This is a genomic window from Corynebacterium sp. (genome assembly GCF_022712195.1).
Taxonomy (GTDB): Bacteria; Actinomycetota; Actinomycetes; order Mycobacteriales; family Mycobacteriaceae; genus Corynebacterium.
Window position 1 is genome coordinate 1 of record NZ_JALAGY010000081.1, and the last position, 26,412, is coordinate 26,412.

General features: G+C 69.3%; 29 protein-coding genes and 1 riboswitch. Of the genes, 5 read left to right on the forward strand and 24 right to left on the reverse strand.

What is annotated here, in order from left to right:
* The coding region (locus Q0A34_RS10495; RefSeq protein WP_291479945.1) for an alpha/beta hydrolase at nt 1–959 on the forward strand (959 nt) is incomplete at its 5' end.
* Nucleotides 960–984: 25 nt separating this feature from the next.
* Here the strand turns inward: Q0A34_RS10495 and Q0A34_RS10500 are convergent.
* The 4 genes from Q0A34_RS10500 to Q0A34_RS10515 form a co-directional block, all read right to left on the reverse strand.
* Entirely contained in the window at nt 985–1,986 is a 1,002-nt protein-coding gene (locus tag Q0A34_RS10500) for an endonuclease/exonuclease/phosphatase family protein (protein WP_291479946.1), read from the reverse strand.
* A 6-nt stretch (nt 1,987–1,992) separates the two neighbouring features.
* A complete protein-coding gene (locus tag Q0A34_RS10505) occupies nt 1,993–2,466 on the reverse strand; it encodes a DUF3151 domain-containing protein (protein ID WP_291479947.1) in 474 nt (157 codons plus the stop codon).
* 13 nt (nt 2,467–2,479) lie between these two features.
* Nucleotides 2,480–3,517 (reverse strand): class II fructose-bisphosphate aldolase, encoded by a 1,038-nt coding sequence (fbaA, locus tag Q0A34_RS10510; protein ID WP_291479948.1) that lies wholly within the window; start codon nt 3,515–3,517, stop codon nt 2,480–2,482.
* An 86-nt stretch (nt 3,518–3,603) separates the two neighbouring features.
* A complete protein-coding gene (locus tag Q0A34_RS10515; protein WP_291479949.1) occupies nt 3,604–4,764 on the reverse strand; it encodes a glycoside hydrolase family 76 protein in 1,161 nt (386 codons plus the stop codon).
* Nucleotides 4,765–4,820: 56 nt separating this feature from the next.
* Here Q0A34_RS10515 and Q0A34_RS10520 point away from each other — a divergent pair, with 56 nt between their 5' ends.
* The 3 genes from Q0A34_RS10520 to Q0A34_RS10530 all read left to right on the forward strand — a co-directional run bounded on the left by Q0A34_RS10520 (nt 4,821) and on the right by Q0A34_RS10530 (nt 6,656).
* Nucleotides 4,821–5,417 (forward strand): DUF1707 domain-containing protein, encoded by a 597-nt coding sequence (locus tag Q0A34_RS10520; RefSeq protein ID WP_291479950.1) that lies wholly within the window; start codon nt 4,821–4,823, stop codon nt 5,415–5,417.
* Between the two features lie 210 nt (nt 5,418–5,627).
* Nucleotides 5,628–5,975 carry a hypothetical protein gene (locus Q0A34_RS10525; protein ID WP_291479951.1) on the forward strand — a complete coding sequence of 116 codons (348 nt, stop codon included), beginning with the start codon at nt 5,628–5,630 and terminating at the stop codon, nt 5,973–5,975.
* Between the two features lie 327 nt (nt 5,976–6,302).
* Complete coding sequence (locus Q0A34_RS10530; RefSeq protein WP_291479952.1) at nt 6,303–6,656, forward strand: DUF1801 domain-containing protein; 354 nt, start codon at nt 6,303–6,305, stop codon at nt 6,654–6,656.
* A gap of 47 nt (nt 6,657–6,703) precedes the next feature.
* On the opposite strand, the gene Q0A34_RS10535 is transcribed toward Q0A34_RS10530, so the two are convergent.
* The 14 genes from Q0A34_RS10535 to Q0A34_RS10600 all read right to left on the reverse strand — a co-directional run bounded on the left by Q0A34_RS10535 (nt 6,704) and on the right by Q0A34_RS10600 (nt 20,649).
* Entirely contained in the window at nt 6,704–7,567 is an 864-nt protein-coding gene (locus Q0A34_RS10535) for a GDSL-type esterase/lipase family protein (RefSeq protein WP_291479953.1), read from the reverse strand.
* A 95-nt stretch (nt 7,568–7,662) separates the two neighbouring features.
* Nucleotides 7,663–8,394: a MerR family transcriptional regulator gene (locus Q0A34_RS10540; protein ID WP_291479954.1), complete on the reverse strand. Its 732-nt coding sequence runs from the start codon at nt 8,392–8,394 to the stop codon at nt 7,663–7,665.
* Entirely contained in the window at nt 8,391–9,245 is an 855-nt protein-coding gene (locus Q0A34_RS10545) for a hypothetical protein (RefSeq protein ID WP_291479955.1), read from the reverse strand. Before Q0A34_RS10545 ends, Q0A34_RS10540 begins: the two co-directional genes overlap by 4 nt.
* 46 nt (nt 9,246–9,291) lie before the next feature.
* Nucleotides 9,292–10,077: a hypothetical protein gene (locus Q0A34_RS10550; RefSeq protein ID WP_291479956.1), complete on the reverse strand. Its 786-nt coding sequence runs from the start codon at nt 10,075–10,077 to the stop codon at nt 9,292–9,294.
* 445 nt (nt 10,078–10,522) lie between these two features.
* On the reverse strand, nt 10,523–11,287 hold the full coding sequence (locus Q0A34_RS10555) for a hypothetical protein (protein WP_291479957.1): 765 nt from the start codon (nt 11,285–11,287) through the stop codon (nt 10,523–10,525).
* A gap of 59 nt (nt 11,288–11,346) precedes the next feature.
* Nucleotides 11,347–11,616, reverse strand: coding sequence for a hypothetical protein (locus Q0A34_RS10560; RefSeq protein WP_291479958.1), 270 nt, complete (start codon nt 11,614–11,616; stop codon nt 11,347–11,349).
* 42 nt (nt 11,617–11,658) lie between these two features.
* Complete coding sequence (locus Q0A34_RS10565) at nt 11,659–12,354, reverse strand: TrmH family RNA methyltransferase (protein ID WP_291479959.1); 696 nt, start codon at nt 12,352–12,354, stop codon at nt 11,659–11,661.
* On the reverse strand, nt 12,351–13,070 hold the full coding sequence (locus Q0A34_RS10570; RefSeq protein WP_291479960.1) for a lysoplasmalogenase family protein: 720 nt from the start codon (nt 13,068–13,070) through the stop codon (nt 12,351–12,353). Before Q0A34_RS10570 ends, Q0A34_RS10565 begins: the two co-directional genes overlap by 4 nt.
* Entirely contained in the window at nt 13,070–13,621 is a 552-nt protein-coding gene (gene pyrE / locus Q0A34_RS10575) for an orotate phosphoribosyltransferase (protein ID WP_291479961.1), read from the reverse strand. The genes Q0A34_RS10570 and pyrE overlap by 1 nt, the downstream gene beginning before the upstream one ends.
* 58 nt (nt 13,622–13,679) lie before the next feature.
* Nucleotides 13,680–15,458, reverse strand: a complete 1,779-nt coding sequence (locus Q0A34_RS10580) for a hypothetical protein (RefSeq protein WP_291479962.1) — start codon at nt 15,456–15,458, stop codon at nt 13,680–13,682.
* A gap of 81 nt (nt 15,459–15,539) precedes the next feature.
* Nucleotides 15,540–15,932 carry a glycine cleavage system protein GcvH gene (gene gcvH / locus Q0A34_RS10585; protein WP_291479963.1) on the reverse strand — a complete coding sequence of 131 codons (393 nt, stop codon included), beginning with the start codon at nt 15,930–15,932 and terminating at the stop codon, nt 15,540–15,542.
* Nucleotides 15,933–15,984: 52 nt separating this feature from the next.
* On the reverse strand, nt 15,985–17,160 hold the full coding sequence (gene gcvT / locus Q0A34_RS10590; protein ID WP_291479964.1) for a glycine cleavage system aminomethyltransferase GcvT: 1,176 nt from the start codon (nt 17,158–17,160) through the stop codon (nt 15,985–15,987).
* On the reverse strand, nt 17,160–20,063 hold the full coding sequence (gene gcvP, locus Q0A34_RS10595) for an aminomethyl-transferring glycine dehydrogenase (protein ID WP_291479965.1): 2,904 nt from the start codon (nt 20,061–20,063) through the stop codon (nt 17,160–17,162). The genes gcvT and gcvP overlap by 1 nt, the downstream gene beginning before the upstream one ends.
* 50 nt (nt 20,064–20,113) lie before the next feature.
* Nucleotides 20,114–20,206, reverse strand: a riboswitch (glycine riboswitch).
* Between the two features lie 257 nt (nt 20,207–20,463).
* The gene (locus Q0A34_RS10600) at nt 20,464–20,649 is read right to left on the reverse strand and encodes a hypothetical protein (RefSeq protein WP_291479966.1); all 186 of its coding nucleotides are present in this window, start codon (nt 20,647–20,649) and stop codon (nt 20,464–20,466) included.
* A 100-nt stretch (nt 20,650–20,749) separates the two neighbouring features.
* Here Q0A34_RS10600 and Q0A34_RS10605 point away from each other — a divergent pair, with 100 nt between their 5' ends.
* Nucleotides 20,750–21,622, forward strand: coding sequence for an SDR family oxidoreductase (locus Q0A34_RS10605; protein ID WP_291479967.1), 873 nt, complete (start codon nt 20,750–20,752; stop codon nt 21,620–21,622).
* Between the two features lie 10 nt (nt 21,623–21,632).
* On the opposite strand, the gene Q0A34_RS10610 is transcribed toward Q0A34_RS10605, so the two are convergent.
* From Q0A34_RS10610 to Q0A34_RS10635, 6 genes are all read right to left on the reverse strand, one after another.
* Complete coding sequence (locus tag Q0A34_RS10610) at nt 21,633–22,025, reverse strand: hypothetical protein (RefSeq protein ID WP_291479968.1); 393 nt, start codon at nt 22,023–22,025, stop codon at nt 21,633–21,635.
* Nucleotides 22,026–22,050: 25 nt separating this feature from the next.
* Nucleotides 22,051–22,599: a PTS glucose transporter subunit IIA gene (locus tag Q0A34_RS10615; protein WP_291479969.1), complete on the reverse strand. Its 549-nt coding sequence runs from the start codon at nt 22,597–22,599 to the stop codon at nt 22,051–22,053.
* A gap of 103 nt (nt 22,600–22,702) precedes the next feature.
* On the reverse strand, nt 22,703–23,611 hold the full coding sequence (locus tag Q0A34_RS10620; RefSeq protein ID WP_291479970.1) for a rhodanese-like domain-containing protein: 909 nt from the start codon (nt 23,609–23,611) through the stop codon (nt 22,703–22,705).
* 99 nt (nt 23,612–23,710) lie between these two features.
* Entirely contained in the window at nt 23,711–24,325 is a 615-nt protein-coding gene (locus Q0A34_RS10625) for a response regulator transcription factor (protein WP_291479971.1), read from the reverse strand.
* A gap of 3 nt (nt 24,326–24,328) precedes the next feature.
* The gene (locus tag Q0A34_RS10630; RefSeq protein ID WP_291479972.1) at nt 24,329–25,519 is read right to left on the reverse strand and encodes a histidine kinase; all 1,191 of its coding nucleotides are present in this window, start codon (nt 25,517–25,519) and stop codon (nt 24,329–24,331) included.
* A 33-nt stretch (nt 25,520–25,552) separates the two neighbouring features.
* Nucleotides 25,553–26,404: an ABC transporter permease gene (locus tag Q0A34_RS10635; RefSeq protein WP_291479973.1), complete on the reverse strand. Its 852-nt coding sequence runs from the start codon at nt 26,402–26,404 to the stop codon at nt 25,553–25,555.
* Between the last annotated feature and the right edge of the window lie 8 nt (nt 26,405–26,412).

The window sequence follows — 26,412 nt, forward strand, 5'->3', positions numbered from 1 at the left end:
ACCCCGAGCTCATCCCCACCCTCGAGGCGATCCGGTCCGTGACTCCACCGGAGCTCCTGGTCGAGGACCTCCCCGGACTACGGACGCGCGACCGCACCGCGCAGACCCTGGAGCTCATCCACAGTCGCGGTCTGACCACCCGGGATGTGACGGTGTCCGGTCACCGTGGGGCCGACCTTCCTGCCACCGTGATAGGCCGCTCGGACCGCAGCACGCGCCCCGCGGGCCCCGGCATCTACTTCCTCCACGGCGGCGGTATGGTCAGCGGCCGCCGGTTGGACGCCGTGGAATTCATGATCCAGTGGGTCATCGACCACGACGCCGTCCTGCTCACGCCGGACTACCGCCTGGCACCGGAACACCCGGCGCCGACTCCGGTCGAGGACTGCTACGCCGGCCTGGTGTGGATGCACGGGCATGCCGCGACGCTGAATGTGGATCCCACCCGCATCCTCATCGGTGGAACTAGCGCCGGCGGTGGCCTGGCGGCGGGCACGGCACTGCTCGCCCGTGACAGAAACGGTCCGGAACTGCTGGGCCAGATCCTCATGAGCCCGATGCTCGACGACCGGAACACCACCACGTCCTCCCGCCAGATCGACGGGACCGGCGTCTGGGACCGTGGTGACAACCTCTTCGGTTGGACGTGCCTGCTGGGCGACCGTCGCGGAACGGAGGACGTGCCCGTCTACTCCGCACCGGGTCGGGCCGTCGACACCACGGACGGGCTTGCCGGGCTTCCTCCGACGTTCATCGACTGCGGGTCTGCGGAGGTCTTCCGTGACGAGAACGTCGCCTACGCGTCCGCGCTCTGGGCCGCGGGCATCCAGGCTGAACTGCATGTGTGGGCCGGGGCGTTCCACGGCTCAGCGATGATGGTGCCGGACACGGCGGTGAGCCGTTCCGCGCTGGAGGCGAGGGACTCCTGGGTTGCCAGGCTTCTGAGTCCCCGGCTCTGACCGCATCCAACCGGATCCAACCGGATCAGACCGCGATATCTGCCCACACCCCACGGTGATCCGTCCCCTCAACCCGCACCGTGCCGCCGTCCTCACAGGTACCGTCCCGGACGAGAACATGGTCGATCCGGACCAGCGGGAACCGGTCAGGCCACGTCGGCATACCGGTCACGCGCTGCACCCCACTACTCCCCTCACACCTGGTCAGCCCCGTATGGTCAAGGAACTCCCGGAACTCCGGGTGGGCAACGGTGGCATTGAAGTCCCCCGCCAGCACCAGGGGGACGTCCCCGACAACACTGCTGCCGAACGAGTCTTTGAGCGTCCCGAGGTCCTCCTCCCATCCGGTGATCAGGTCGCTGAACGCCGGCGGAAGAGTATGCACGCCGTAGACATCGACCGGAGCGGGTTCGGATAACCGGGCTGACGGAGTCTGGTGGCCGGTGAACCCGTGGTCCGTGGCCGCATCGGACACCGGAGTACCCGGCCGAACCAGGACGGCCGTCCCGGAGGCCCCGCCACTGTCGTCGACGGCAGACGTGGACGTCAACCCTGTTCCCCTCTCGACCGCGGCAACCTCCGCGGGCGAGGTCTCCGACAGGACGAGAACATCAGGGTCGAGACGGCGGGTCTCCCCGACAATCGACGCATCATCCGCGCCGTTGAAATAGGTGTTGAGCGCCATCACCCGCAGCGTCTCCGCTGACCCACCTCGCTCTGCCGATGCCCCGTGGTTCGGTGCGCCAGCCTGCGTCGTGACGATTCCGACAGGTAGGACGACAGCCGCGGTGAGCAACACCGCCAGTACCGCCGGCCACGCCGAGCGCCGTTGCCACGCCTGCCAGCACACAACCACCAGACAGATAAGCGCCCCGAGCACACCAACGGCGAAGACCGCCTGCGCGGCGGGAACAAGCCGGGCGAGGCGGTCAGGGAGAGCACCGGTGATACGCCACAACGGGGTGGACGCCCACGCCAGGAAGAGCACGAGGGCGACCGCCGGAACGGGACGCAGCAGTCGTCGCACCGTGGCTTACGACTCCGAGCCGGCCCCGGAGGACATGGCGTCGGCAGCGCTCGGGTCGCAGTCGTTGACGAGGTTGAGGCAACGGATGTACTCGTCCTCCTCGCCGATGGCGCGGGCCGCGGTAGCGAGCATCATGACCGCACGCAGCACGCCGCGATTCGGTTCATGGGACCAGGGCACCGGGCCGGTGCCGCGCCAGCCGTTGGAACGCAGGGCGTCCAACCCGCGGTGGTACCCGGTACGCGCGCAGGCGTAGGCGGTGACCTTCTCGGTCCCCGTGCCCTGTGCGCTGCCCTGGGACAGGTGGTAGCCGGCCAGCGCGGCCCACACCCCCGAGTCCTTCGGGTTCGCCACGGCCAGGGTCTCGAGCTCCTCGAGGGACTCCGACCCCGTCACCGCGGTCGCCAGCTCCACGGGCAGGCGCACCTCCGGGTGCTCCGCGCCGAAAAGGTCACGCCCCTTACGGATCTGTTCCGCCATTGGACCGCCGCCCCTACTTCGACACCGTGGTGCCGACGGAGTGCAGGTCGTTGCAGGCCTCGACGACACGCTCGCTCATCGCGGCCTCCGCCTTCTTCAGGTAGGAACGCGGGTCGTAGACCTTCTTGTTGCCGACCTCACCGTCGATCTTCAGCACACCGTCGTAGTTGCTGAGCATGTGGCCGGCGACGGGGCGGGTGAAGGCGTACTGGGTGTCGGTGTCGACGTTCATCTTGATCACGCCGTACCGCAGCGCCTCCTCGATCTTCTCCTTCTCAGAGCCGGAGCCGCCGTGGAAGACGAAGTCGAAGGGCTGCGCGTCCGCGGAGAGGCCCAGCTTCTTCGCCGCGGTCTTCTGGCCCATGTCCAGGACCTCGGGGCGCAGCTTCACGTTGCCGGGCTTGTACACGCCGTGGACGTTGCCGAACGTAGCGGCGAGCAGGTAGCGCTGCCCCTGGTCGCCGGCGCCGATGGCGTCGACGGTCTTCTCGAAGTCCTCGGCGGTGGTGTACAGGTTGTCGCCGGCCTTGGCCTCGACACCGTCCTCCTCACCACCGACGACACCGATCTCGATCTCGAGGATGATGTTCGCCTCGGCGCAGCGGGGCAGCAGGTCCTTGGCGATCTCGAGGTTCTCGTCGATCGGGATGGCGGACCCGTCCCACATGTGGGACTGGAACAGCGGGTTCTCGCCGGCCTCGACGCGCTTACGGGAGATCTCGACCAGGGGACGGACGTAGGTGTCGAGCTTCTCCTTCTGGCAGTGGTCGGTGTGCAGCGCGACGTTGATGCCGTAGTGCTTGGCGGCCTGGTGCGCGAAGTGGGCCAGCGCTTCGGCGCCGGCGACCATGTTCTTCACACCGAGACCGGAACCGAACTCCGCACCACCGGTGGAGAACTGGATGATGCCGTCGGACTCTGCGTCCGCGAAGCCCTTGAGGGCGGCGTTGATCGTCTCCGACGAGGTGCAGTTGATGGCCGGGTAGGCGTAACCGCCCTCCTTGGCCTTGTCCAGCATGTCGCGGTAGACGGCGGGTGTTGCGATGGGCATGGGTGCTCCTCCGTGTGGGGTCGACGGGTGGGTTCCGCGTTCTCAGTTCAAGTATGCCGTGCGCCGACGGATCTGTCAGTCGGCCGTCACTCACTGTCGCGGGTGACGGCGGCCGCCGCCTCCATGAGCATCCACCCCGACAACTGCACGGACAGGTCACGTTCAGGGATTTCCGCCGCCGCGGCGGAGCCGGACAGGGCCGCGCCCATCAGCCCGCCGGACTGCGGCAGCACCGCGTCCCCACCCCAGGATGCGGGGAAGACGGGCAGCCCGTCGATCTCCAGCCGGTAACGCCACACCGACTCCGCCGAACGCAGGACGATCCGCCGGGCGAGACGACGGGTCGCCGCACTGGCGCGGTCGTCCCCCGGCAGGGAGGTCGCGACGAGAGCGAGGTAGCGGGCGAGGATCCCCTTGAACAGGCCGTTGTCCCCGCCGCGTGCCTTCCAGTCCAGCGACCAGTTCGGGTTGGTCATGTGCTGGGACACGGCCTCGACCAGCCGGTGCACACGGGTGAGCGCCTGGGTGCCGACCGGGTCGACGGCGTCCATGTCGATACCGGCCTCCCGACGCTGGGCCCGGGCGAGCTCCAGGTTTGCGCCGATCATCACCCCCTGACAGTAGGCGTGGATCTCCGGGACAGTCTCCGGGCCGGACAGTTTCATCTTGATCCCGTCCATCACCAGACCGTCGGTGTTGATCAGGTTCGCGTGGACCCAGTCGATGAGCTGCTCGGCCAACCCGGTCCGCCCCGTGCGGGCGGCGAGGATCGCGACGGGACCGTTGGTCGGCACGTTGTAGAACGTCTCGCCCGTGCGCCACGGCATCACACCGGTGAGGTTGTCGACCCCGTTGAAGATGTCGGCTTCCAGGGCGTGGCGGTAACGGACCCGGCCGTAGCGGTCGAGCCCCTCGACGCGCTCCATGGCCAGCGCCAGCCAGGCCTTGTCGTCGTAGTAGTTGTTGCGGGTGAGCCGCCCGAAGTTGCGGATCCGCATGCCACGGATCGTCCGGCGGATGAAGCTGAGGCGCAACCGGGTGCTGCGGCGCAGGGCGGCGTCCACCTGACAGTCGATGTAATGGGCCTGCCACCAGTAGTGCCAGTGGTAGAAGAGCTTGTCACGGGTGGTCGGCGGCCAGGCGACGACGGCGAGGTTCGTGCGGGGCACACCCCAGAGCCGCCCGCCGTGGCGTTCGGTGATTGCCTGCTCGGCAAGATCGGCGCGGTGATCCCAACGTTCCTGCATGGTTCACATTGTGCATGCGCAACACCGGTTTCCGCACGTATTGGTAGCCTGACCACATGAGCAGCGCCGAAGGAGCGGACAACCTCCGTCTCAGTGACAACGACCGGATCCACGCGATGGGCGTGCTGGGCACCCACTTCGCCGACGGCCGGCTCGACGACGGCGAGTTCAACGAACGCTCCGGGGCCGTGGCGGAGGCGACGACTGTCGGCGACCTGCGCCCCCTGTTCACCGACCTGCCCGGAGGGCTCCCCTTCGACGCGCAGGGTTCGGCGGTCGCTGTACCGGGGCAGGACCGGACGGCGTTCGACCGTCCCGCCGCGGAGGTGTCTCCCCGCGACCCGGAGGCCGCCGAACTGGAGAACCTGCGCCGACGCGGGAACCTGGTGCAGACCATCGACGGGGCGGTCCTCGGCGTGACGCTGGTGACCTTCCTGGCGCTGCAGTTCGTGTTCAACGTGAGTCACGCGTGGATCGTGTGGCCGTCACTGGTGGTGACGCTGTCCGTTCCGCGGATGCTGCTGAAGTACTCGGACGAGGACGAGGAACTCTTCGAGGAGATCAAGGAGACCGAGCAGGAGACCCGGAAGGAACGGCTGCGCCGGGCCGCCGAGCGGATGCACGAACTGGAGCCGCGGGACAAGCACGACTGAGCCGCGGGGTTCAGGGGTTGGGGGTTGGAGTACGCGGTGTGGGTACGCGGGCGCACTACCCCTGCCCGTACAGGTTTCCGGGAAACCTTGAGGACCTTAAGCGCTTATGTAATGATCGCTACATCGACAGGTCCTGAGTATGACGTTCTCAGGAACTGCCGCTCTGTCCCCGCTGTTCCTACATACCGCACCGCCACAGGAGAGTGCCTCATGCCCCGTACCGACTCGTCCCTGACCGCCACCACCTCCGGTCTGCGCCGCTGGGCCACCCGCGCCGCCGTCGCCGCCGCCGGTGCCGGACTCGTCGCCGGTCTCGCCGCCCCGGCCGCGGGCGCCAACACGGTCACGCTGGTCCGGCACGGAAACACCGTGAACTGCGTCGTCGACCACGACGCCCGGGTGGGCCCGGTCTTCGGCGGCCGGACCCAGGGTGACTGCAACACTCAGCCGGGCAAGCACTTCAGGGGAGTCCCCGGCACACCGGATATGTACTCCCTCGGCCAGGTGTTCGTTCCCGGCGGATTCAACTACTCCGCCTGGGTCGAGAAGGTCTGGTAGCCCGGAGCTTCCACACGCTTCCGGAGCCCGGGGCATTGTCGGTTTCTGAGTACGGAGACCGACAATGCCCCGGGCTTCGGTGACCAGCCGGGAGTAAGCGACGGGAGCATGTCTCCGATCAGCGCGAGGAATCCCTTCCGCCGGGCGCCACCGACCCTGTATTCTGACCTCGGTGATTCAACCCACCGCACGCACTTCCACGTGAAGACCACGTGAATCATTGCGGAGAGGCCTGACCAGCTCAGGACATGTCCGGATGGGGTGCGGCGCCCACGGGCGCCGACTTCACGCCGCCGACGCCCGCCGTCGGCCGAGGAAAGGACAGCCATGTCACCGAAGGACGAGAAGAACCTCTCCCGCGTTCTCGAGAAGATCTCCGCAATGGACGAACCCCGCCGCTCCGTGATGCGGCAGGTGCACGACATCATCATGACGGCGGCGCCCGTCCTGAAGCCCCGGATCTGGTACGGGATGCCGGCCTACGCCGCCTCTGCGAGCACCCCGGCACTGGTGACGCTCCGCAATGACGAGCGCCTCAACCTCGCCCTCACCGAGAAGGTCACCCTCCGCCCCTCAGGTGGTGAGGACGGGACGCTGATGCCCGCCGCATGGTACTTCGAGACCGTCGACGAGGCCGCCGAGCAACGCATCGCCGATATCGTGCGCTCAGTCGTCGACTGACGACCGTCACCCCGGGGTCGCGGTCGTCCGACCGGACGGACGGGCATCTACACCGCCGCACCCAACTCCGCGGCGATGAACCGCTGTCCGGCCTGCGAGGGGTGGATGATCATCTTGTAGTCCGGGGTGGTCGTGTCGATGAGCCCGGCGATGTACCGCTCAGCGTCCGGGGCACAGGATTCGTGGCCCCGGCTGGCGGTCTTCAGGTCCACGAACCTCGCCCCGATCTCCGCGGCGGACTGCCGCTGCATCATCTGCACGGCCGTCTCAGCCTTCGCCAGGTACGGCACGGAAAGCCCTGCGGGACGGTCAGGCACCACGTTGACGACGCAGTACCTGTCGCCGTGGCCGATCTGCGGCATCCCGCTGACCACCAGTGACGCGTCCGGGGCGACGGCCCGGACGCGACGGGCCGCCTCGCGCATGTCCGCCCGGTAGGCGTCCTGGACGGCGTCGAAGTCCGTGACGTCGACGCCGTCCTTCTGACCCCAGGGGCCGAAGTTGTTCAGGCCCACGGGGAAGATCACCGAGTCGGTGTCGGCGGTCAGGTCCCCGGCGGCGATGCTGGCGTCGATCCGGTCCAGCATCGTGCGCGACGTCTGCGCGGTGCAGGACCAGTCGCGGACGTCCACTCCCCTGCCCTGCAAGAGACGCGGCCAGTTGTCCGGCGCCTGGAGGCACTCCTTGCCCGACTCCAGCTGGCCCGTCCTCGGGTAGTCGGTGAGGAACGGCTTCAGCTCCTCGTACTGGTTCGCCATGCCGACGAGCTGGCTCGGGTTGGCTGTGTAGGAGTCGCCGTAGGTCACCACTTTCGTGGTGGTGGGCGCGGCCGTCTGCGCCGCGGCTGTGGCGGAACCGACGGTCGCGGACAGGAGCAGGCAGGTGGCGGCTACACGGGTGAACCGACGCATTGAGGGGTGTCCTTCCGGAGAGATCTCGGCCACGGTCGTGGCCGGCCACCCAGAACTGTAACCCTTCCCGCCCCGACATCAGGACGACGTGGCCGTCAGCCGCGCACACGGGCCAGGAACATTTTCCACACCTTCTGCTGGACGGGACTGAGCACATCAATATGCATGTTCTGGATCAGCGCCGCAACCGGTTGTTCCTCGTCTGCGGGTTCGATGCCTGCTTCCGTAAGGACGCTCTCACCGGCGGCCACCATCTGCTCAGCTAGACGTTCGGCCTCCGCATCGTCAATGTGACTCCGCTCTGCCAGCTGCTCAAACTCGGTCGCAAGCGCGACGACCTGTGCCGCGGTGTCCCCGCCACCCAACACCTCGAGGACGGCGGCCGCGCTGTCACCGTCGAATGCGCCGGTCGCCGTCACCAGCGTCCACACATCCTGATCGAACTTTGCGGTGGTTGTGGCACGGTCTTCCGACACCGGCCAGACGTTCCGGACAGAAAGCCGACGTACGTCTGCGAGCATCCTCCGTTGCTCACCGATGCGCGCGGCCTGTGCTGCGAGTTCGCAGTCGAGGTCATCCAGGAGTTCATCCTGGCTCCGGACGTCCTGGTCGAGCATCTCTCGGATCCTGCGCAGCGGCATGCCGCTTGCAGCAAGCTGGCGAATCCGCAGGACACGCACAAGATCGCGGGCACTGTAGCGCCGGTAGCCGTTCGGGTCGCGCGGGACATCCGGCAGCAGTCCGATCGAGTGATAGTGCCGTAGAGCCCGGGGTGTCGTCCCAGCGATGTCGGCAACCTCCCGACTCCGAAGCACCGGGTCATTCACGCCGTCGCTCCGTCCGTCACCGGTGCGACCGCCTGAAGAAATGCATCAGGGTTATCCACATAGAGCTGTACTTCGGTGACGTGGGCATCGAGTGGACGATCTTTCTTCGGCACTGGCGCATCCGTCGGTACCGGGTCTGCGAAACGTAGCGCCACGTTCGTGCTCTGGAACTGTGTAAGAGTCAATCGGTCACCGTCGGCATGGGGCTGGGTGTCGGAGTGGTTCGTGTGGCGTGCCACCGAGGATACGTTGGCGAGCGACGTGGTGAGCACCGTCGTGTGTCCCCACCGCAGATGAAGGTTCTCGGCCGTCACGATATGCGGATGCACCACCTGGGAGGCGAAGAACCCTGCGACAAAGAGAACGCCCCAGATACTGAGGATCAGCAGGACGATCCGCAGCCACGGCCACGGGACAAGGATGTGGACGACGATCAACTCCACAAGGCTCGCGGTACCGATCGCGATCGGAATGCCCATCGTCCCCTTGGTATAGCCGAAAGGCATCGCACCTGCCGGTACCCGTCGTTTCCCTGCCACCGCCAGAACGAGACTGTGGTAGTAGCGGAGTTCCGACACGGCGGGACGGAGCAGTGGCTCCTCCGTGAGTACGCGGTCGAGGATGCTGTGGTCGTCGTCGGCAGGAGTGCGTGCGACACGGCGGAGTCGGAGCAGGGTCAGCACCACAAACACCACGAGCAGTGGCATCTCGACGGCGAGGAACACTCGCAGCGCCGTGTACCCGTCAATTGTTCTGGTCAGGTTGAGCACCAACACGGCGACGAAGACCACAGCCGTGATCCCCGCGTGCGCCCGATGCGCTGTCCTCGTCCATCGACGTTGCTGAGCCATAGCCCTCAGTCTCAACTATGACGCTGCGTCGCGGTCAAGGGCAGAGTCAGCCGCGCTTTCCCGTCTCGCTGAGCACCGCATGGGTGTGGCGGATCATCATGTGCGCCAGCCTCCGGTTCGCCCGCGCGCCCAGCACCGCGCCGATGCCCAGGGGCAGCATCTTCGCGAACGCCGCCCCCGCCATGCGCCGACGCAGCTGGCGGAAGGCGATGCGCCCCAGGCGGGAGTTGATGTTCCTCTTCTCCGCATCGCTGGCGCTTCCGAGTTTCCGGAGTCCCCGGACGCCCTTCGCACCCGACGCCGCCGAGACCGCGTCGTTCCCGGCGGCACCGGCGATGCTGAAAAGGATCAGCCGTCGGCGCGCCTCCCGGTGGCTGATGTCGACGCCGCGCAGACGCGCACTGGACAGCGTGTAGAGCGCGAAAACCTCGACGACGCCGAGCGCCTCACCGCCGGCCGCACCCATGCTCAGCAGCGTCCCGATACCGGGGAAGAACGCCAGTGCTCCCGTCCCGGCACCGGTGCCGGTCGCCAGGGTCCGGAAGTGACGGTCGATGACCTTCTGCTGCCGTGCGACGGACTTCCTGCTGTGCCTGCGCCGGATGTAGCTGACGTATTTCTCGATGGCCGGGGTCTGCACCTCAGACGCCTTGTCCACTGCCTTGAAGAACCGGCGGGCGAGCTTCCCGTCCGGCTCGTCGAGGTCGGCGATGCCCTTGAGCGCTTCGCGGGATTCGGGGGACAGTTCGTCGTCGCTGACCTCCGCGGGCTCCATGTACGGCGCGGGCGTGCCGGCATTGCGGCGACGGGAGAAAGGCTTCGGGAGCTTCACGTGTGTCCTCCGGGACGGGGTGATTGACCGGGCCGAGTGTAGTCCTCTCCGCCCCTCGAGCGTCGGCCCGTCAGCCGGTGATCTCGCCTGCGAGTCCTGTCATGCAGTCCGCGACAATCTCACCCGTCTGCGACACCGTCATCGCCAACTGCCGGTCCGTCATCCACCGGTGACAACCGACCGGACCGTGACGCGAGGGCCTCGGCGCGGCGCTGCGGGGTCAACGCATCATGGGTCAACGAGGACTCCGGCGCGCCTGAGACCTCAATGCGCAGGTCCACACCCGTCAGGTCAAGCTGGTCCAGCCCCAGTGCCGCGGACTGCAGCCACAGCCGGGTCGGCCGGTCGCTGACCGCCGTCAGCCCCGCTCCGGACGCGGGGGCTGGCTCTTCTTCTTTCCGAATCGGAGCTCTACATGGGCTCCTGTCGTCGTGCGGACGGGGGACTACGCGCCGGCGTGGCTCATCCGCGCGACCTGGTCTTCGGCCAGCTGCTGCACGACGTCGTCCCCGACCTGCCCGACGGCGAGCAGGTTGAACGTACGGTCACCGACGGTGCCGACGATGTAGCGGGCCGTCTGGCCCACCGCCTCGTCACCGATGTCTTCGCCGTCGAGGAGCAGACCGGTCACCGTCACGTCGGCGGCGGTCAGTTCGTCGGCGCCGTCGACGCTGACATCCACCGGGGCAACCTGGAACGACTTCGACATCGCGCCGAACTCGCTGTCGGACTCGCTGGAGAACTCCGCGCATCCGGCGACGTCCGGCATGCCGCCCTCCGGCGTCCCGGTGGTCACGCGCACGAAGGCCCCGGACTCGTCGTCGTCACCGTGGGTGTACGACACGACCGCGGTCTTGTCCGAGGGTTCCATCATCCAGGTGAAGACCATGCTGGCGTCGACCGCCAGGGACGCGCACTGGGGCGGGGTGACGACGTCGCCGCTGTCCCCTGCCTCGTCACCGAAGAGGTCGCTGAGGTCCTCGTCGCTGTCCGAACCGGTGCGCTCGAAGGTGTACCCCTCCGGCGTACTGGCATCGTCGAGGATGAGGTCGCCCGGGGCGTCGGACGCCGGCGGGTTCTGGAGGGCGCCCTGCGAGGATGCGTCGTCCGCGGACGCGTCGGAGTCGTCGGAGCTGCAGGAGACGAGGGCACCGGACACCGCCAACGGCAGCACGGCGAGGGACAGGGGCCTGGCGAAACGGCGGATCATGGGAGCCGAACATCCTTAATTCTCTGAAATGTAACGTCCAGAGAAATGTACCCTGCGGCTCACAGCAACGAGAACTCGTCCTTCTCCTCGCTGGCGTCGCGCTGGAGCCGCTTGCTCCGGTAACGACGGAAGAAGACGTAGTTCAGCGCGAAGAAGCCCACCAGGTACGCTGCACCGGTCGCGATGAGGTTCCCGCCCGTGGCCAGGTAGACCACTGCGGCCAACACCACACCGAGGGCGCCGTCGATGAGCGTCGTGCTGTACAGCGACTTCCGGTACACCACATCGTCCGACTTCACGCCTGTGGTGAGGTACTGCCAGTAGTTCATGTCCGCGATGCTAACACCGCAGTCACGCGCCGGAGGACCACGTCACCACGCGTTCCCCAGGTCCGCGTGCTGGCGGACCCAGGTGTGCATGGCGATACCGGCGGCGACGCCGGCGTTGATCGACCTCGTCGACCCGAACTGCGCGATCGACACCGTCAACGCCGCGGCGTCCTGCGCCTGCTGCGTCACCCCGGGGCCCTCCTGCCCGAACAGCAGCAGACACCGTTGCGGCAACTGCGCGGTCTCCAACGGCACCGACCCGGGCGTGTTGTCCACCGCCACCACGGTCAGGTCATGCTCCCGCGCGAACGCCGTCACCGATTCGGTGTCGGTGTGGTGCATCAGGTGCTGGTAGCGGTCGGTGACCATCGCACCGCGCCGGTTCCACCGCCTGCGCCCCACGATGTGCACCGTGTCCACGGCGAACGCGTTCGCCGTGCGCACCACGGTGCCGATGTTGGAGTCGTTCTCGAAGTTCTCGATCGCGATGTGCAGCGTGTGCCGTCGGGTGTCGATGTCGGCGACGATCGCCTCCAGCCGCCAGTAGCGGTATCCGTCGACGACGTTGCGCCGGTCGCCGTCCGCCAGCAGCTCCGGGTCGAGACGCTCGTCCTCCGGCACCGGGACGCCCGGGTGCTCCTCGCTCCACGGGCCGACGCCCACCGGGTGCCCGAACCACTCCGTGGGGCCACGGCCCGAAGACTGGCCCGAAGACTGGCCGGGGGTCTCCCCGCTCACTTTTTCCGTCCGGTCAGGCCTTCGACGATGAGCAGCTGCGCCGCCACGTAGGTGGCCATCACCATGCCGTCCACCACCCCGTCGAGCCGCTGCACCAGCGGGGACTCGCCGCGCAGGAACGCCAGGCGGGCCAGGATCAGCCCGTCCGACAGGACGAACAGGTTGCCGCCCAGACCGATCCCGGACAGGTCCGCCGACGAACCGCCCGTATGTGCCTCCGGGTCCGCGGCCAGTACCGAGGTCGCCGCCAGTGCCGTGCCGTAGCCGGCGGCGGCGGGCAGTGCGGCCGGTGCACCCGTCGCAGCGGTGACCACCCCGGACGCCAGCACCGGGGCGCGCAGCACCACCGTCGACCGTCGCGGACGGTGGCCCCGCCGCCACAGCTCACTGATGTAGGCCAGCTGGTTGACGCTGAACGCGGCGGACCCGAGGTTGAGGTTGCGGGCCCGCACCGACGGGTCGTCGCTGCGCCCGTCCTTCCCCATGAGGATCACGTCGCCCAGCAGGCCACCGGCGAGCCCGGCGAGCACCACGGGCAGGCGGTCACCGTGAGAGGCCCCGGGGGCCCGGGAGGCACGCGCGCAGGCGTGGGCGCCGAGCAGGGGCATCAGCGCCGGTTTGACCACCCGGGTCACCCCGTCGCCACGGCGTCCCGCCGCTGCCGCCGCCACCGACACCGCACCAGCGGCGAGGTACACCGCACGCCACAGACGCATCAGGCCAGTCCCAGGTCTTCCAGGCCGAGCAGGCTGCGGTACTCCACACCCTCGGCCTCGATGACGTCCTTCGCGCCGGTGGCCCGGTCGACCACGGTGGCCACGCCCACGACCGTCGCCCCGGCCTCACGCACGGCGGCGACGGCGGTCAGCGGGGAGTTTCCGGTGGTGGTGGTGTCCTCGACGACGAGGACGCGCCGGCCCTCGATGTCCGGCCCCTCGATCCGCCGCTGCATGCCGTGCTTCTTGGTCTCCTTGCGCACCACGAAGGCGTCCACGCCGTCACCGGCGTGCATCACCGAGGTGGCCACCGGGTCCGCGCCGAGGGTCAGCCCGCCGACGGCGACGTAGTCCCAGTCGGCGGTGAGTTCGCGCAGCAGCTCACCGATCAGCTTCGACGACTCGCGGTGCAGGGTGGCCCGGCGCAGGTCCACGTAGTAGTCGGCCTCTTTGCCGGAGGACAGGGTGACCCGTCCGTGGACGACGGCCAGCTCGGTGACCAGCTCGGCGAGTCGCTGCAGTTTGTCGGCGTTGACGGTGGGCGTGCTCATGGAGGCGTCCTTACATCTCGTGCGGCTGTGGCGGTTACTGGTGTGGATCTTACGGGGTTCAGGTGTCCTCGGGATCAACGACCTCGGCGTCGACCTCCGGGTAGTCGGTGTCCTCCCCCGCCTCCCCCGCACGACGTGCGTGGCGTGCCGACGGCGCGCGGTGCCGGCCGCGGGACGCCTGCCCCGGGACCCGGCCGATGATGTCCACCTCGGCGGAGGTGGTGCGGGGGGAACCGGGGACGTCGGACCCGTCAGAGGTCCCGGAAGTCTCGGGATCGTCCCCGAAGATGGTGGACCGCTGTTCGGACGCCCGGATCACCCGGGGCCCGCCGCCGGAGATCGTGCGGCTGTGCTCCGGGTCCTCCCCGACCGCCGGGATCGGGTCGGCGGCCCGGGCCTCGCCGTCCTCTCCGTCGTCCCCGTCCCCGGGGTACCCGGGGAAGCCCGAGACGTCGCCCATCGTCCGGGCCTCGGCGCGGGTGGGGAAGTCGACAGGTGTGGCTGAACGCTCCATTCGCGGGCGTGAGTCCTCCGGTGCGGGGGCGTCCACGCCGGTGGTCCCCTCAGGATCGCCGGTCTCGTCAGAAACGTCGGATGCCCCGGACGCAGCAGTCGCAGCAGGCGTAGCAGGCGCCGCCCCTGCGTCCGGCACGGCGCGCAGGTGGCCCCGCTGCGTCGGTGCCCCGTCGGCGCCGTCACCTCCGTCGGTGCTGTCGGCGGCGTCACCGTCGACGACGGCGGCCTCCACCGTGCCGCGGACGCGGGGACGCGTCGGGTCGGCGTTGGTCATGTCCAGTTCCTGGGAGGTCACCCGTGGAGGAAGCACACGGGACGCCGCCACCAGGGCACGCCCCTGCACGATCACGTGGTCCCAGATGGGCGGGTCGGTACGGCGGGACATCTTCATCGCCACCCACGTCGTGCTGAACGCGATGTCCGACACGCTGCCGGCCAGGGCGTGCAGGGCCGCGTCGACCCGGCTGTCGAGCATCCTGTCCAACGCCCTGTTGTCCGAGGAGTAGCCGGTGTACGGCGGCCGGTCGCACAGTTCGGAGTGCCGCATCCCCGCGGGCATCGCCGCCCCGTCCGACAGGTGCACCTGCACCGGGGAGTAGACCTCGCGGCGCAGCGCCACCACGGTGGTCCCGTTGACCTCGGCGAGGTGGAACTGGTGGCCTCCGGTGAACCCGGAGACCAGGTCACGGGCGACGGTGGTGGCGGAGCCTGCGGTGGCGTCGTCCCTGATCAGGGACATGAGGCTGTCCGGCCACTCCCCCGGCAGGTAGCGGTCCTCCCGGGCGTACTCGTAGCCGTGGGACTGCGCCCACTGCCGGCGGGCACGACGCCCGGCGAACAGCCCGGACGCAGGCGACGTCGCCGAAGATGCCGCGGTCGCCGCGGTCGCCGAGGTGGGAGCCGTCTCCGACGACGCGGCGTCGGTGTTCCTGGACTCCGGGATCGGCTCCCCGGCCGGCTCCTCCACGGTGTCCCGCCCGGCGGGGGCGCCCTGCTCCGGCGGGACGTCCTCCCCCGCCGGGTCCGGGGACCGGTCCGAAGCGGGAGCAGGTTCGGACGCGGGTTCCTGAGACTGGTCCGGGGCCTCTTCCGGAGCTTGTCCTGTGGCCTGTCCTGTGGCCGGTTCCTGGGCAGGGGTGATGGTGGCCGCGGAGTCCCCGCCGGGGACGTCCTGTGCCACCTGACCCTGTTCCGCCGCCTGTGTCCGCTGTGTCTGCCGCGCCCCCCGGCCCTGCGGCTGATCCGACGCACGCCAGAACAGGCCCGCGGCGAGAACCAGCAGCGCGAGCCCGAGCACCAGTGCGACAACAGCGACAGTCATCATGCCAAGCATAAACGAGGCGGCCCCGGCAGACACCGTCGGACGGCGCGACCACCGGCCGGGGAGCCCCGCTCCCGGAACCTACTGGTTGGCGGCGGCGTAGGCCTCGTGGTCGAGCAGGTCACCGTCGGCGGGGGTGGCGGACACGGCGACCTCGTAGAGCCAGCCGGCACCGTAGGGGTCGTCGTTGATCACCCCGGCGTTGTCCTCCAGGTCCTCGTTCACCGCGGTGATCTCGCCGGACACCGGGGCGTAGATGTCGGAGACGGACTTGGTGGACTCGACCTCGCCGTAGGGTTCGCCGGCCTCGATCTCGGTGCCGACCTCAGGCAGCTCGACGAAGACGATCTCGCCGAGTGCCTCGGCGGCGACGTGGGTGATGCCGACGCGGACGGTGTCGCCCTCGGAGACGTCGGTGGAGTTCACCCACTCGTGCTCCTCGGAGTACAGGCGGTCGGTGGGCAGTGCGGTCATGATTCTCTCCTCGGGAAAGTGCAGTCAGGGGTGGGGACAGTCAGGGTGGATGTTACTTGTCGCGCGAGTAGAACGGCAGCGCAACGACGGTGTAGGGATGTGCCTTGCCACGGATGTCGACGGTCACCGTCGACCCCACGGCCGCGGCGCCGCCCTCGGCGGAGGCGTCGGCCGTCACGTAGCCCATCGCCACCGGGTAGCCCAGGGTCGGCGACAGGGCACCGGAGGTGACCTCCCCGAGCCGGTTGCCGTCGGCGTCCCGGATCTCGTAGCCGCTGCGGGCGGCACGACGCCCCTCGCCGACGAGGCCGACCAGCGTCTGCCGGGTGCCCTCCTCCTTGGCGCGGACGATGGCGTCGCGCCCGACGAAGGAGTCCTTGGACTTCGTGGCTGCCAGGATCCCCAACCCGGCGTCCACCGGGGTGAGGTCCACGCTGAGCTCGTTGCCGTAGAGCGGCATGCCGGCCTCCAGGCGCAGCGTGTCGCGGGCGGCCAGCCCGCAGGGGCGCACCCCGTGGGGCTCGCCGGCGGTCAGGGCGACGTCCCACACGGCGGTCGCCTGTGCCCCGTCGGTTCCGTTTCCGACGAAGATCTCGAAACCGTCCTCGCCGGTGTAGCCGGTGCGGGCGATGATCGCCGGGACGCCGGCGACGGTGCCCTGGAAGGCGGCGTAGTAGCCCAGTCCGGCGACCGCGGTCTCCACGGAGTCGCCGGCGCCGGAGGCTTCAGGGGCGTCGGTGACGCTGTCGACGATCTCCAGCATCACCGCCGCGGCCTTCGGGCCCTGCACGGCGATGAGCGAGATGTCGTCGGTCTCGTCGGTCAGGGTGACGTCGAAGCCGGCGGCCCGCTCGCGCAGCGCCTCAGCGACGGCGGGGGCGTTGCCGGCGTTGGGGATCACCAGGTACTCGTCCTCCGCCAGGACGTAGGTGATCAAGTCGTCGATGATGCCGCCCTCCTCGGTGCAGATCATCGAGTACTTCGCCTTGCCGACCTTCACCGCGGACAGGCGGGAGACCAGCGCGTGGTCGAGGAATGCCGCGGCGTCCGGTCCCGTGACGCGGACCTCGCCCATGTGCGAGAGGTCGAAGACGCCCACGGTCTCACGGACCGCCCGGTGCTCCTCGAGCTCCCGGTCGTACTTCAGGGGCATGTCCCAACCGCCGAAGTCGGTGAACTTCGCGCCGAGCTTCTCGTGGACCGGGTGCAGTGCGGTGTGCTTGGTCATCAGTTCTCACTCTCGATGTCGAAGTCCTCCAGCGGCGGGCAGGAGCACATCAGGTTGCGGTCGCCGTAGGCGTCGTCGATGCGGCGCACGGCGGGGAAGTACTTGTCGCGGCGGAGGGTGCGCACCGGGAAGGCCGCCTTCTCGCGGGAGAAGTGGCCGTGGGAGACGGCGTCCTCGAAGTCGTCGCGGACCACGGACTCGGCGGTGAACGGCGCGTGGCGCAGGACGGAGTCCTCCACGGCGACGTCCCCGGCGATGACCTCGTCGATCTCGGCGCGGATGGTGCGCAGCGCGGTGATGAAGCGGTCGAGCTCGTGCTTGTCCTCGGACTCCGTCGGCTCCACCATCAGGGTGCCCGCGACGGGGAAGGCCAGGGTGGGCGCGTGGAAACCGAAGTCCATGAGCCGCTTGGTCACGTCCGCGGCGGTGACACCGGACTGCTTGGTCAGCTCACGCAGGTCCAGGATGCACTCGTGGGCGACCAGGCCGTTCTCCCCGGTGTAGAGGGTGGGGAAGCTGTCGGCGAGCTGGCGGGAGATGTAGTTCGCGTTCACCAGCGCCATGCGGGACGCCTCGGTGAGCCCCTCGTCGCCCATCATCGCGATGTAGGTCCAGGAGATCGGCAGCACACCGGCGGAGCCCTGGTTCGCGGCGGAGACCGGACGTCCCTCGTGCACACCCGGCTCGGCGGTGACGTCGGCCCACGGGTCGGACGGCAGGAACGGGACAAGGTGCTCGCCCACGCACACCGGGCCGACGCCCGGGCCGCCACCGCCGTGCGGGATGGTGAAGGTCTTGTGCAGGTTCAGGTGGCTGACGTCGCCGCCGAACTCACCCGGCTGCGCGAGCCCGACCAGGGCGTTGAGGTTCGCACCGTCGATGTACACCTGCCCGCCGGTGGCGTGCACCTTCGCGCACACCTCGCGGACGTGCTCCTCGAAGACGCCGTGGGTGGACGGGTAGGTGATCATGATGCCGGCGATCTCGTCGGCGTACTTCGCGATCTTCGCGTCCAGGTCGTCCAGGTCGATCGACCCGTCCGCGGCGTTCTTCACGCCGACGACCTTCAGCCCCGCCAGGGCGGCGGACGCGGCGTTCGTGCCGTGGGCGGACGCCGGGATCAGGACGAGGGTGCGCTGGTCGTCACCGTTGGCGACGTGGTAGCGGCGGATCGCCAGCAGGCCGGCGAGCTCCCCCTGGGAACCCGCGTTGGGCTGGACGGAGACCGCCGCGTAACCGGTGATCTTCGCCAGCCGGTCCTCCAGGTCGTCGATGAGCTCCCACCAGCCGGTGGCCTGGTCGGCCGGGACCATCGGGTGGATGCCGGCGAACTCCGGCCAGGTGATCGGCTCCATCGACACCGCGGCGTTGAGCTTCATGGTGCAGGAGCCCAGCGGGATCATGGTGCGGTCCAGGGCCAGGTCGCGGTCGGCCAGGCGACGCATGTAGCGCATCATCTGCGTCTCCGAGGACACCGAGTGGAACACCGGGTGGGTCAGGATCTCGTCGGTGCGCAGCAGGTCGGCCAGGGGGCCGTCCTGCGCGGTGAACTCCGCGGTCGACACCGAGCCGTCGACGTCGCCGATGACCTGCAGCAGTGCGGAGATGTCGCCGTCGGTCGTCGACTCGCCGACCGAGACACCGACGTGGGTGTCGTCGACGTGCCGCAGGTTGAAGCCCCGCTCACAGGCCGCGGCGGCGGTCGCCGCGGCGTCCTGCACCTCGACGGTGACCGTGTCGAAGAAGCGGTCGTGCGCCAGCGTCAGCCCCGCCCCGGACAGGCCGACGGCCAGGGCGGTGGCCCGGCCGTGCACCGCCGTGGCGATCTCACGCAGACCCTGCGGGCCGTGCCACACGGCGTAGAAGCTGGCGACCACCGCCAGCAGCGCCTGGGCGGTGCAGATGTTGGAGGTCGCCTTGTCACGACGGATGTGCTGCTCACGGGTCTGCAGGGACAGCCGGTAGGCAGGGGTGCCCTCGGCGTCCACCGACACACCGACGATGCGGCCCGGCAGCTTACGCTGCATGTTCTCCCGGCAGGCCAGGAACGCCGCGTGGGGGCCGCCGAAGAACAGCGGCACACCGAAACGCTGCGCCGAGCCGACGGCGATGTCCGCGCCCAGCTCACCGGGCGAGGTGAGCAGCACCTGCGCCAGCAGGTCGCAGGCCACGGTGGCCAGGCCGTCCCTGTCATGGACCGCGGCGATGACCTCCGCCAGGTCGTCGCGCACCCCGCCGGTGGTGCCCGGGTTCGAGACGACGACGCCGATCAGGGCGTCCTCACGCGCGGCGACCGCCTCGGCGGTGACGTCCACGACCTCCACGGGGATGTCCACCGCGGCGGCGCGGGCACGGGTGATGTTGATGCTGGAGGCGTGCAGCGCGGCGTCCAGCAGGACCACGCCGCCCTTCTTCGCCGCCTTCGTGTTCAGGCGGGCCATCATCTGCACGGCCTCGGCCACAGCGGTGGCCTCGTCCAGCAGGGAGGCGCCGGCGATCGGCAGGCCGGTGAGGTCCTCGACCATCGTCTGGAAGTTCAGCAGGGCCTCGAGACGGCCCTGGGAGATCTCCGGCTGATACGGGGTGTAGGCCGTGTACCAGCCCGGGTTCTCGACCACGTTGCGGCGGATGACCGCCGGGGTGACCGTGTCGTAGTAGCCGGCGCCGATGAGCTGCTTCTTGACCGTGTTCTTCGCGGCGAAACCACGCAGGGTGGCCAGCGCCTCCGTCTCGTCCAGCGCCGGGGCCAGGCCGATGGGGCCCTTCTGGGCGATGCTGGCCGGCAGGGCTGCGGCGGCGAGCTCCTGCGAACTTCCGTAACCGAGGGTCGCGAGGATCTCGGAGGTGGCGTCGGCGTCAGGGCCGATATGACGGTTCGGGAATGCGTCGTGGGGCGTTGCCATGTGTCAGGGGGTCTCTTCCTGTGTGCTGTCGTGCGGACACGGGTGTACTCCCTCCCCACTCTGTCGATGGTGCCTGAGAGCTTTTTCTCCTTCGGCGGCCGGGTCACGGACGACGGTGACCGGCTCTTTCCAGAGCTGCCTCGCCACAGTGGTGCTGGTGCCTGAGAGTGTCGACGGGGAGGTGTTGCTCCTACGGCGGCCGGCGCTGGGCCTGGCCTCTCCCACAGTGGCTGCGAACGGCGGATTCAGTTGTGGATGATGCGGCGATCGGGGTCAGTATAACCGTAGGCGTGACGTGGCACACCCTCATCGCGAGATTGCGGACCCCTGGCCACTCCCCCCTCGACGACGTATCGCCGAGCCCGACACCTGCCCCACGATCGGCGGCGCCGACACCCGGTCACGCGACTCCCACGGCGAGCACGGCCGGGACCGCCGCGACCCACCCGGCGAGCCAGTAGCTGAGCATCCCGGCGGGCACTCCGCCGGACAACCCGTCCTCGATGACGGTGAAGTCGTCGTTCGTGCGGGGACGTCCCCGGTGGAGCGCGCCCGAGACGATCGCCACCGCGGCGAGCCCGCCCACGTCCAGCGTCCACCTGACCCTGCTCCGGGTGCCGGGGTCAGGGATCCGAGTTCCGGGTTCCGGCCCACGGGACGACGGCGAAACGGGTATCACTGGTTACATGAAGAAAACGTCCTTCCTCTCCCGCTACCGCACCCCCCGGCTCCCCGTCCCCCGTCAGGGCGACACCGCCCTGGTCACCGGGGCCACCTCCGGTATCGGACGGGCCACTGCCGAGGAACTGCTCAAGAGGCAGTTCCGGGTGATCGGCACCTCACGCGACCCCGGCTCCGAGGCCGCCCGCGCCAACACCCCGGACGGTGTGGAGCTCATACCCCTGGACCTCGGCGACCCGGACTCCATAGCCGCCGTCCCCGCCGAACTGGAGAAGCTCGACGCCGGCCCGGTCACCGTCCTGGTCAACAACGCCGGCGAGAGCCAGAACGGCCCTCTCGAGGAACTCCCCCGGGAGGCCCTGGTCCGGCTGTTCCAGGTGAACGTCATCGGCCACGTCGAGCTCACCCAGCTGCTGCTCCCCCCGATGCGGGACGCCCGGCGCGGGCGCATCGTCTTCGTCGGCTCCATGCTCGGCAGCTTCCCCCTGGCCTACCGCGGCAGCTACGGCGCGTCCAAGGCCGCGGTGAAGGCCTTCGCCTTCTCCGCCCGGCGCGAGGTCAGCCGGTTCGGCATCGGCGTCAGCGTGATGGAGCCCGGGGCGATCAACACCGGACTGTCGGAGCGGCGCACCATCTACGTCGACGACCACGGCCACTACGCCGAGGAGTTCCGGACGATGCTGACCCACCTCAATGACAACGAGGCGAAGGGGATCTCCGCCGGGGAGGTCGCCACCGAGATCCTCAGGGCGGTCACCGACAGGCGTCCCCGTCCGCTCTACGCCGCCGGGTCGAGTGCCGGCATCGCCTTCCCGGCGGCCCGCCTGCTCCCCCGCGACACGATGGGCGGGATCATCGCGGCGAAGCACGGCCTGTGACGCCCCCGGCTCAGGGCCTCCGGGAGTAGAACAGGTCCCGCCACGGCCGGGCCGACAGTGCCACGACCGCGGCACCGACGATACCGGTGAACATGCAGGCGCTGGCGATCACGTTGACCCACAGCAGCATCCCGCTGCCCAGCACCAGCTCCAGCATCAGGACGACAGCGCCGACGGTACCCACCCAGCTCAGGCCGGTGAAGACGCGGTTGACCGGGTGCCGGGCCGGGCCGAAGTAGCCGCGCTCGGTGAACACGATCGCACTGAGCATCAGCAGGATCAGGACGCCGAAGTAGGTGTAGAAGATCAGCTCCCCCCACTGCGGGTCCACCCGGTCCCCGAGACGGGTGACCCCCAGCAGCATCAGCAGGACGCACGCCACAGTGGTGAATCGACGGAGCATGGCACCAGCATAGGCGTTGTCCGGGTCAGAACCGGAACAACACGTCCCCGGGCTCGGAGGGCTCCCCCGGCATGAGCCCCTCCTCCACGCCGCCGTCCTGCTGCATCATCACCACGGCCACGATGGGGTCGAAGCCGAGCCGGCCGATGGACAGCGGCGCGTAGGTGGTGACGCGTTCGCCGACCCGGACACGGTGCCCCTGCTCCACGTGCAGGGAGTAGCCCTGCCCGTCCAGCTGGGCGGTGTCGATGCCGATGTGGACCAGCACCGGGAGACCGTCGTCGGTGAGGATGAGGAACAGGTGCGGCATCAGACGGGTGACCACCCCCTCCACCGGGGCGCACACGGTCACGTACTCCACGCCGGGGTCCGGCACGACCGCCATGCCCGGGCCGACGGTCCCCGCCGCGAACAGCGGGTCCGGCACCGCCGACAGCGGTGCCACGGTGCCCGGCATGGGCGTGACGACGTCGAGCGGTCCCAGACGCCGGCTCGCCCCGAACTCCCCAGACTCCCCGGGCTCCCCGGCGGTGTCCGTCGTACCCGGCCTGACTGTGTCCCGTGCGTCCTTCATGGGACCTCCGATCCTCGTGCGGTGCATGTGTGGCGCTGGGAAAATGATAGACCGTCAGGAAGTCCCGGCGTGGCGTTACCGCGTAATTTCGCCGATAAAAGTGTCAGCCCAGCGCCACCGGCCGCGAACGGTCGGACGCCCACTGCGACCAGCCGCCGACGTAGTGCCGCGCCACCGGCAGACCGGCGTGCTCCATCAGCGCGATGAACAGCGCCGAGCTCACCCCGGAACCGGAGTAGACCACGGCCTCCGCGGCGACGTCGTCACCGGTGATGCCGTGGGCGGCCAGCCGCTCACGCACGACCTCCGGGGACGGGACACGACCCCCGTCCAACAGGTCACCGACAGGGACACTGATGGCCCCGGGAATGTGGCCGGCCCGCCGGTCGAGACGTTCCCGCAGCCCCTCGAAACGGTCCGCCGGGCGGGTGTCCACCAGCAGCGGCGCCGCCGCACCGCCGGCCGCCGACGCGGAGATCTCCCTGACCTCGTCCAGGGTGGCGGTGGGCATGGTCGGCGCACCACCGGCGAGGATCTCGAACGTCCCGCGCCCGCGCAGGCAACCGATCCCCGCCGCGATGTCGCCCCCGGCGGCGAGCCAGGCGGGCGTCCCGCCGTCCAGGATCCGCACGTCGGTGACCCCGGCCCACCGCAGGACCCACCATGCGCGGGCGGCGTAGAGCAGTCCGCCACGGTCGTAGATACGCACCGGCTGCCCCGGACGGATGCCCCAGTCGTCCACGTACCGCTGCAGGACGTGCCGGTTCGGCAGCGGGTTACGACCCGCCTCCGCGGACGGCGACCCGGAGAGCATGGTGCCCGGGTCGCAGAAGAAGGAGCCCGGGATGTGCCGGGTCACGTAGAGGTTCCATGCGGCGTTCTCGCCCCATTCCCAGTCCGAGTCGAGGACTGTCACGGGCTCGCCACGGGTACTGGCCTCGAAGAGTTCCCGGGCGGAGATGAACGGTTCGGCGGGGGTTCCGGACGGAAGGTCAGTGTGGCTCGGCGTCATGCAGGCCAGTTTACGAGGGAAAGCGTCCCCGTGCCGCGCAGGGTCGTCCACCCCGGTCACAGGTCCGAACAGGTGTCCGGAAAGGTGTCCGAACCGGTGTCACAACCAGCCCCGCTCACGGGCGATACGCCAGGCCTCGAAACGCGTCGAGGCCCCCGTCTTGCCCATCGCCGAGGACAGGTAGTTGCGCGTCGTCCCCGCCGCCAGATGCACCGAGGCGGCGATCTGCTCGACCGAACCACCCTGCCCGGCGACCTCCAGGACCTGGGACTCCCGCTCGGTCAACGGCGACTCCCCCGCCCCGATCGCCGCCGCCGCGAGCTCCGGGTCCAGGTACCGGCGACCGGCGTGCACCGTGCGCACCGCGGTGGCGAACTCCTCCGCCGAGGAGGTCTTCGGGACGAACCCGAGCACCCCGCCCGCCAGGGCGCGCCGGAGCTGCCGTGGCCGCCCGTGACTGGTGACGATGAGCACCCGCACCCCGTCCGGCAGCGACTCCGCGGTCTCGATGCCGTCCATCCCGCCCATCTGAAGGTCCATGACCACCACGTCCACCGCAGCACGTCGGCTGCACCAGTCGATCAGCTCCTCCCCGGAACCGAGGGTCGCGACCACGTCCAGGTCGTCCTCCAGCGACAGCAGCGTCGACAGGGAACTGGCGACCAGGGACTCGTCGTCCACCACGACGACCCGTATGGCGGCACTGTCGCTCATGACCTACTCCTTCAGGGTGAGGGTGACGTGGAAGAGACTACCGTCACGCTCGGCGACGAGGGTCGCCCCGAGCGGCTCCGCACGGCGCCGGATCCCCGCCAGGCCCGACAACCGTTCAATCCCGCGCGTCACGCCGTCGTTGCTCATCCTGACGGACTCGGAGCCACCGTTACCGCCGGTGAACACCAGACGCACGCGCGTGGCGGCGGAGTGGCGCACCACGTTCGTCGTCCCCTCCCGGACCAGCCAGGCGGCAAGCTCACGCATCGACGCCGACAACTCCGTCGGGTCCCCGTCGACCTCCAGGTGAATCCCGGCACTGTCCAGCAGCTGCCGGGCACCCTCCACCTCCGTGGACAGGTTCACCGCCCGGTAGCCGTCCACCACCTCATGCATCTCGGTGACCGACGTCCGGGCCAGCTCCTGCAGCTCGGCGAGCTCCCCGTCCAACCGGCCGTCGCCACGCCTGGCCAGGGCGCGGGCGAGCTCCGCCTTCACCGACATCGCCGCCAGCCGCTGCCCGAGGGTGTCGTGCAACTCCTGCGAGAAACGCAGCCGCTCCTCACTGACCTGCAGCGCCGACTCCGTGAGCCGGGCACGGTCCAGCTCCTTGGCGATCCCCACCGTCCAGGCCGACAGGGTCGAGGTGCACAACAGGAAGGTGCCGAAGAACAGCGGCAGCCAGTTCACCTCCCGCCACATGAGCACCGACGTCGCCAGCGAGAACAGCACAGTGACCGTCCAGCGCCAGGGCAGCCACGCCAGCACCGTCAACGGGGTGAGCATCACCGTGGTGAACGCCAGGCTCATGCCGGTCAGCGCCGTCGCCCCGTCACCCGTCGCGTACATGACCATGCCCGCGGACCAGACGACCGCGCTGACAGCGGCCGTCGCCGCCACCAGCCCTTCCGACCGCCGCCGAGGCCGGGTGTTGAACTCCGGACGCCACTCGACGATCACCAGACCGGCGACGACCAGCACCAGGGCACAACCGGCGACCACCGCCTGCTGCACGGTGCCGAGCACCCCGCCCCTCCGGGCGGCGAGCACCGGGAGCAGGACGGCGAGGACACCGAAGGCGAGGACCGCCGACTGCACCGACAACCGGGTGTACACCGCCAGCTTCGCACCCGCGCCCAGCCCGCGCCACGTCCGGCGCGGGCTGGTGACTGACTGCAGCACTGTCGGGTTCATGGACTCCATCTAATCAGTGATCATCAGTGATCATCAGTGCCGGACGTCCCAACGGACGTAGCGCGCACCCGCCCACACACAGACCGCCGCCCAGGCAACGAGAATCAGCATCATCTGCCACGTCTCGCCGAACACCTCGCCGGAGGCCAGCGGGGCCGCACCGCCCTCGGCCATACGGTCGGTCATCGTGTTGCCGGCCCACCCGTACTGCGTGAGGTCGAAGATCAACGCGAACGGCGTCCGGGCGACCACGTCGTCGACCGCCTCCGGGAAGATCTGGCGGAAGTTCCCCATCGACGCGAACAACAGCAGCATCACCGGCAACGAGGTGATCTGGGCGGCCTCGGGGTTCTTCGTGAAACCACTCGTGACCAGTGCGAGCCCACTGACAACGACCAGCCCGAGCAGGACGGCGACGATGATCGGCACCACGTTCACCGGGCCCGGGGCACCGAAGACCATGAGCAGCACCGACATCACCACGGTGAACAGCACGGTCAGCACCGCCCCGGGGAACGACGAGGCACTGAGGATCTCCACGTCGCGGGCCTCGCCGGTACGCAGACGTTTGAGCACGCCCTCGTCACGGCGCGTCGTGACCATGGACAACACGGTGTAGAACTGCACGAACATCAGCGCGAAGACGAGGAAGAACTCCATCGCCATCGCACTGGCGTCGATGCGCGAGGCCTCGTCGTCGCCGGAGATGATGAAGAACATCGCCGTGGCGGCACCGATGGGCACCACGATCGCGTTGACCAGAAGGGTCTTGTTCCGGAGGAACTGCAGGGTCTCGGCGCGGGCCAGGGCGGCGAACCGTCGGACGGGCGAACCGCCCGAACGGGTGGCGGTGACGTCGGAGGATGAAGCGGTTGCGGTACTCATGGCTGGTC

Coding starts and splice junctions, on each gene's coding strand:
- Q0A34_RS10515 (WP_291479949.1), bottom strand. CDS start 4,764: ATGCAGGAACGTTGGGATCACCGCGCCGATCTTGCCGAGCAGGCAATC.
- Q0A34_RS10555 (WP_291479957.1), bottom strand. CDS start 11,287: ATGATCCGCCGTTTCGCCAGGCCCCTGTCCCTCGCCGTGCTGCCGTTG.
- Q0A34_RS10545 (WP_291479955.1), bottom strand. CDS start 9,245: ATGGCTCAGCAACGTCGATGGACGAGGACAGCGCATCGGGCGCACGCG.
- Q0A34_RS10625 (WP_291479971.1), bottom strand. CDS start 24,325: ATGAGCGACAGTGCCGCCATACGGGTCGTCGTGGTGGACGACGAGTCC.
- pyrE (WP_291479961.1), bottom strand. CDS start 13,621: ATGAGCACGCCCACCGTCAACGCCGACAAACTGCAGCGACTCGCCGAG.
- Q0A34_RS10580 (WP_291479962.1), bottom strand. CDS start 15,458: ATGACTGTCGCTGTTGTCGCACTGGTGCTCGGGCTCGCGCTGCTGGTT.
- Q0A34_RS10570 (WP_291479960.1), bottom strand. CDS start 13,070: ATGCGTCTGTGGCGTGCGGTGTACCTCGCCGCTGGTGCGGTGTCGGTG.
- Q0A34_RS10525 (WP_291479951.1), top strand. CDS start 5,628: ATGCCCCGTACCGACTCGTCCCTGACCGCCACCACCTCCGGTCTGCGC.
- fbaA (WP_291479948.1), bottom strand. CDS start 3,517: ATGCCCATCGCAACACCCGCCGTCTACCGCGACATGCTGGACAAGGCC.
- Q0A34_RS10505 (WP_291479947.1), bottom strand. CDS start 2,466: ATGGCGGAACAGATCCGTAAGGGGCGTGACCTTTTCGGCGCGGAGCAC.
- Q0A34_RS10615 (WP_291479969.1), bottom strand. CDS start 22,599: ATGAAGGACGCACGGGACACAGTCAGGCCGGGTACGACGGACACCGCC.
- gcvH (WP_291479963.1), bottom strand. CDS start 15,932: ATGACCGCACTGCCCACCGACCGCCTGTACTCCGAGGAGCACGAGTGG.
- Q0A34_RS10605 (WP_291479967.1), top strand. CDS start 20,750: ATGAAGAAAACGTCCTTCCTCTCCCGCTACCGCACCCCCCGGCTCCCC.
- Q0A34_RS10535 (WP_291479953.1), bottom strand. CDS start 7,567: ATGCGTCGGTTCACCCGTGTAGCCGCCACCTGCCTGCTCCTGTCCGCG.
- Q0A34_RS10520 (WP_291479950.1), top strand. CDS start 4,821: ATGAGCAGCGCCGAAGGAGCGGACAACCTCCGTCTCAGTGACAACGAC.
- Q0A34_RS10560 (WP_291479958.1), bottom strand. CDS start 11,616: ATGAACTACTGGCAGTACCTCACCACAGGCGTGAAGTCGGACGATGTG.
- Q0A34_RS10530 (WP_291479952.1), top strand. CDS start 6,303: ATGTCACCGAAGGACGAGAAGAACCTCTCCCGCGTTCTCGAGAAGATC.
- Q0A34_RS10610 (WP_291479968.1), bottom strand. CDS start 22,025: ATGCTCCGTCGATTCACCACTGTGGCGTGCGTCCTGCTGATGCTGCTG.
- Q0A34_RS10635 (WP_291479973.1), bottom strand. CDS start 26,404: ATGAGTACCGCAACCGCTTCATCCTCCGACGTCACCGCCACCCGTTCG.
- Q0A34_RS10630 (WP_291479972.1), bottom strand. CDS start 25,519: ATGAACCCGACAGTGCTGCAGTCAGTCACCAGCCCGCGCCGGACGTGG.
- Q0A34_RS10620 (WP_291479970.1), bottom strand. CDS start 23,611: ATGACGCCGAGCCACACTGACCTTCCGTCCGGAACCCCCGCCGAACCG.
- gcvT (WP_291479964.1), bottom strand. CDS start 17,160: ATGACCAAGCACACCGCACTGCACCCGGTCCACGAGAAGCTCGGCGCG.
- gcvP (WP_291479965.1), bottom strand. CDS start 20,063: ATGGCAACGCCCCACGACGCATTCCCGAACCGTCATATCGGCCCTGAC.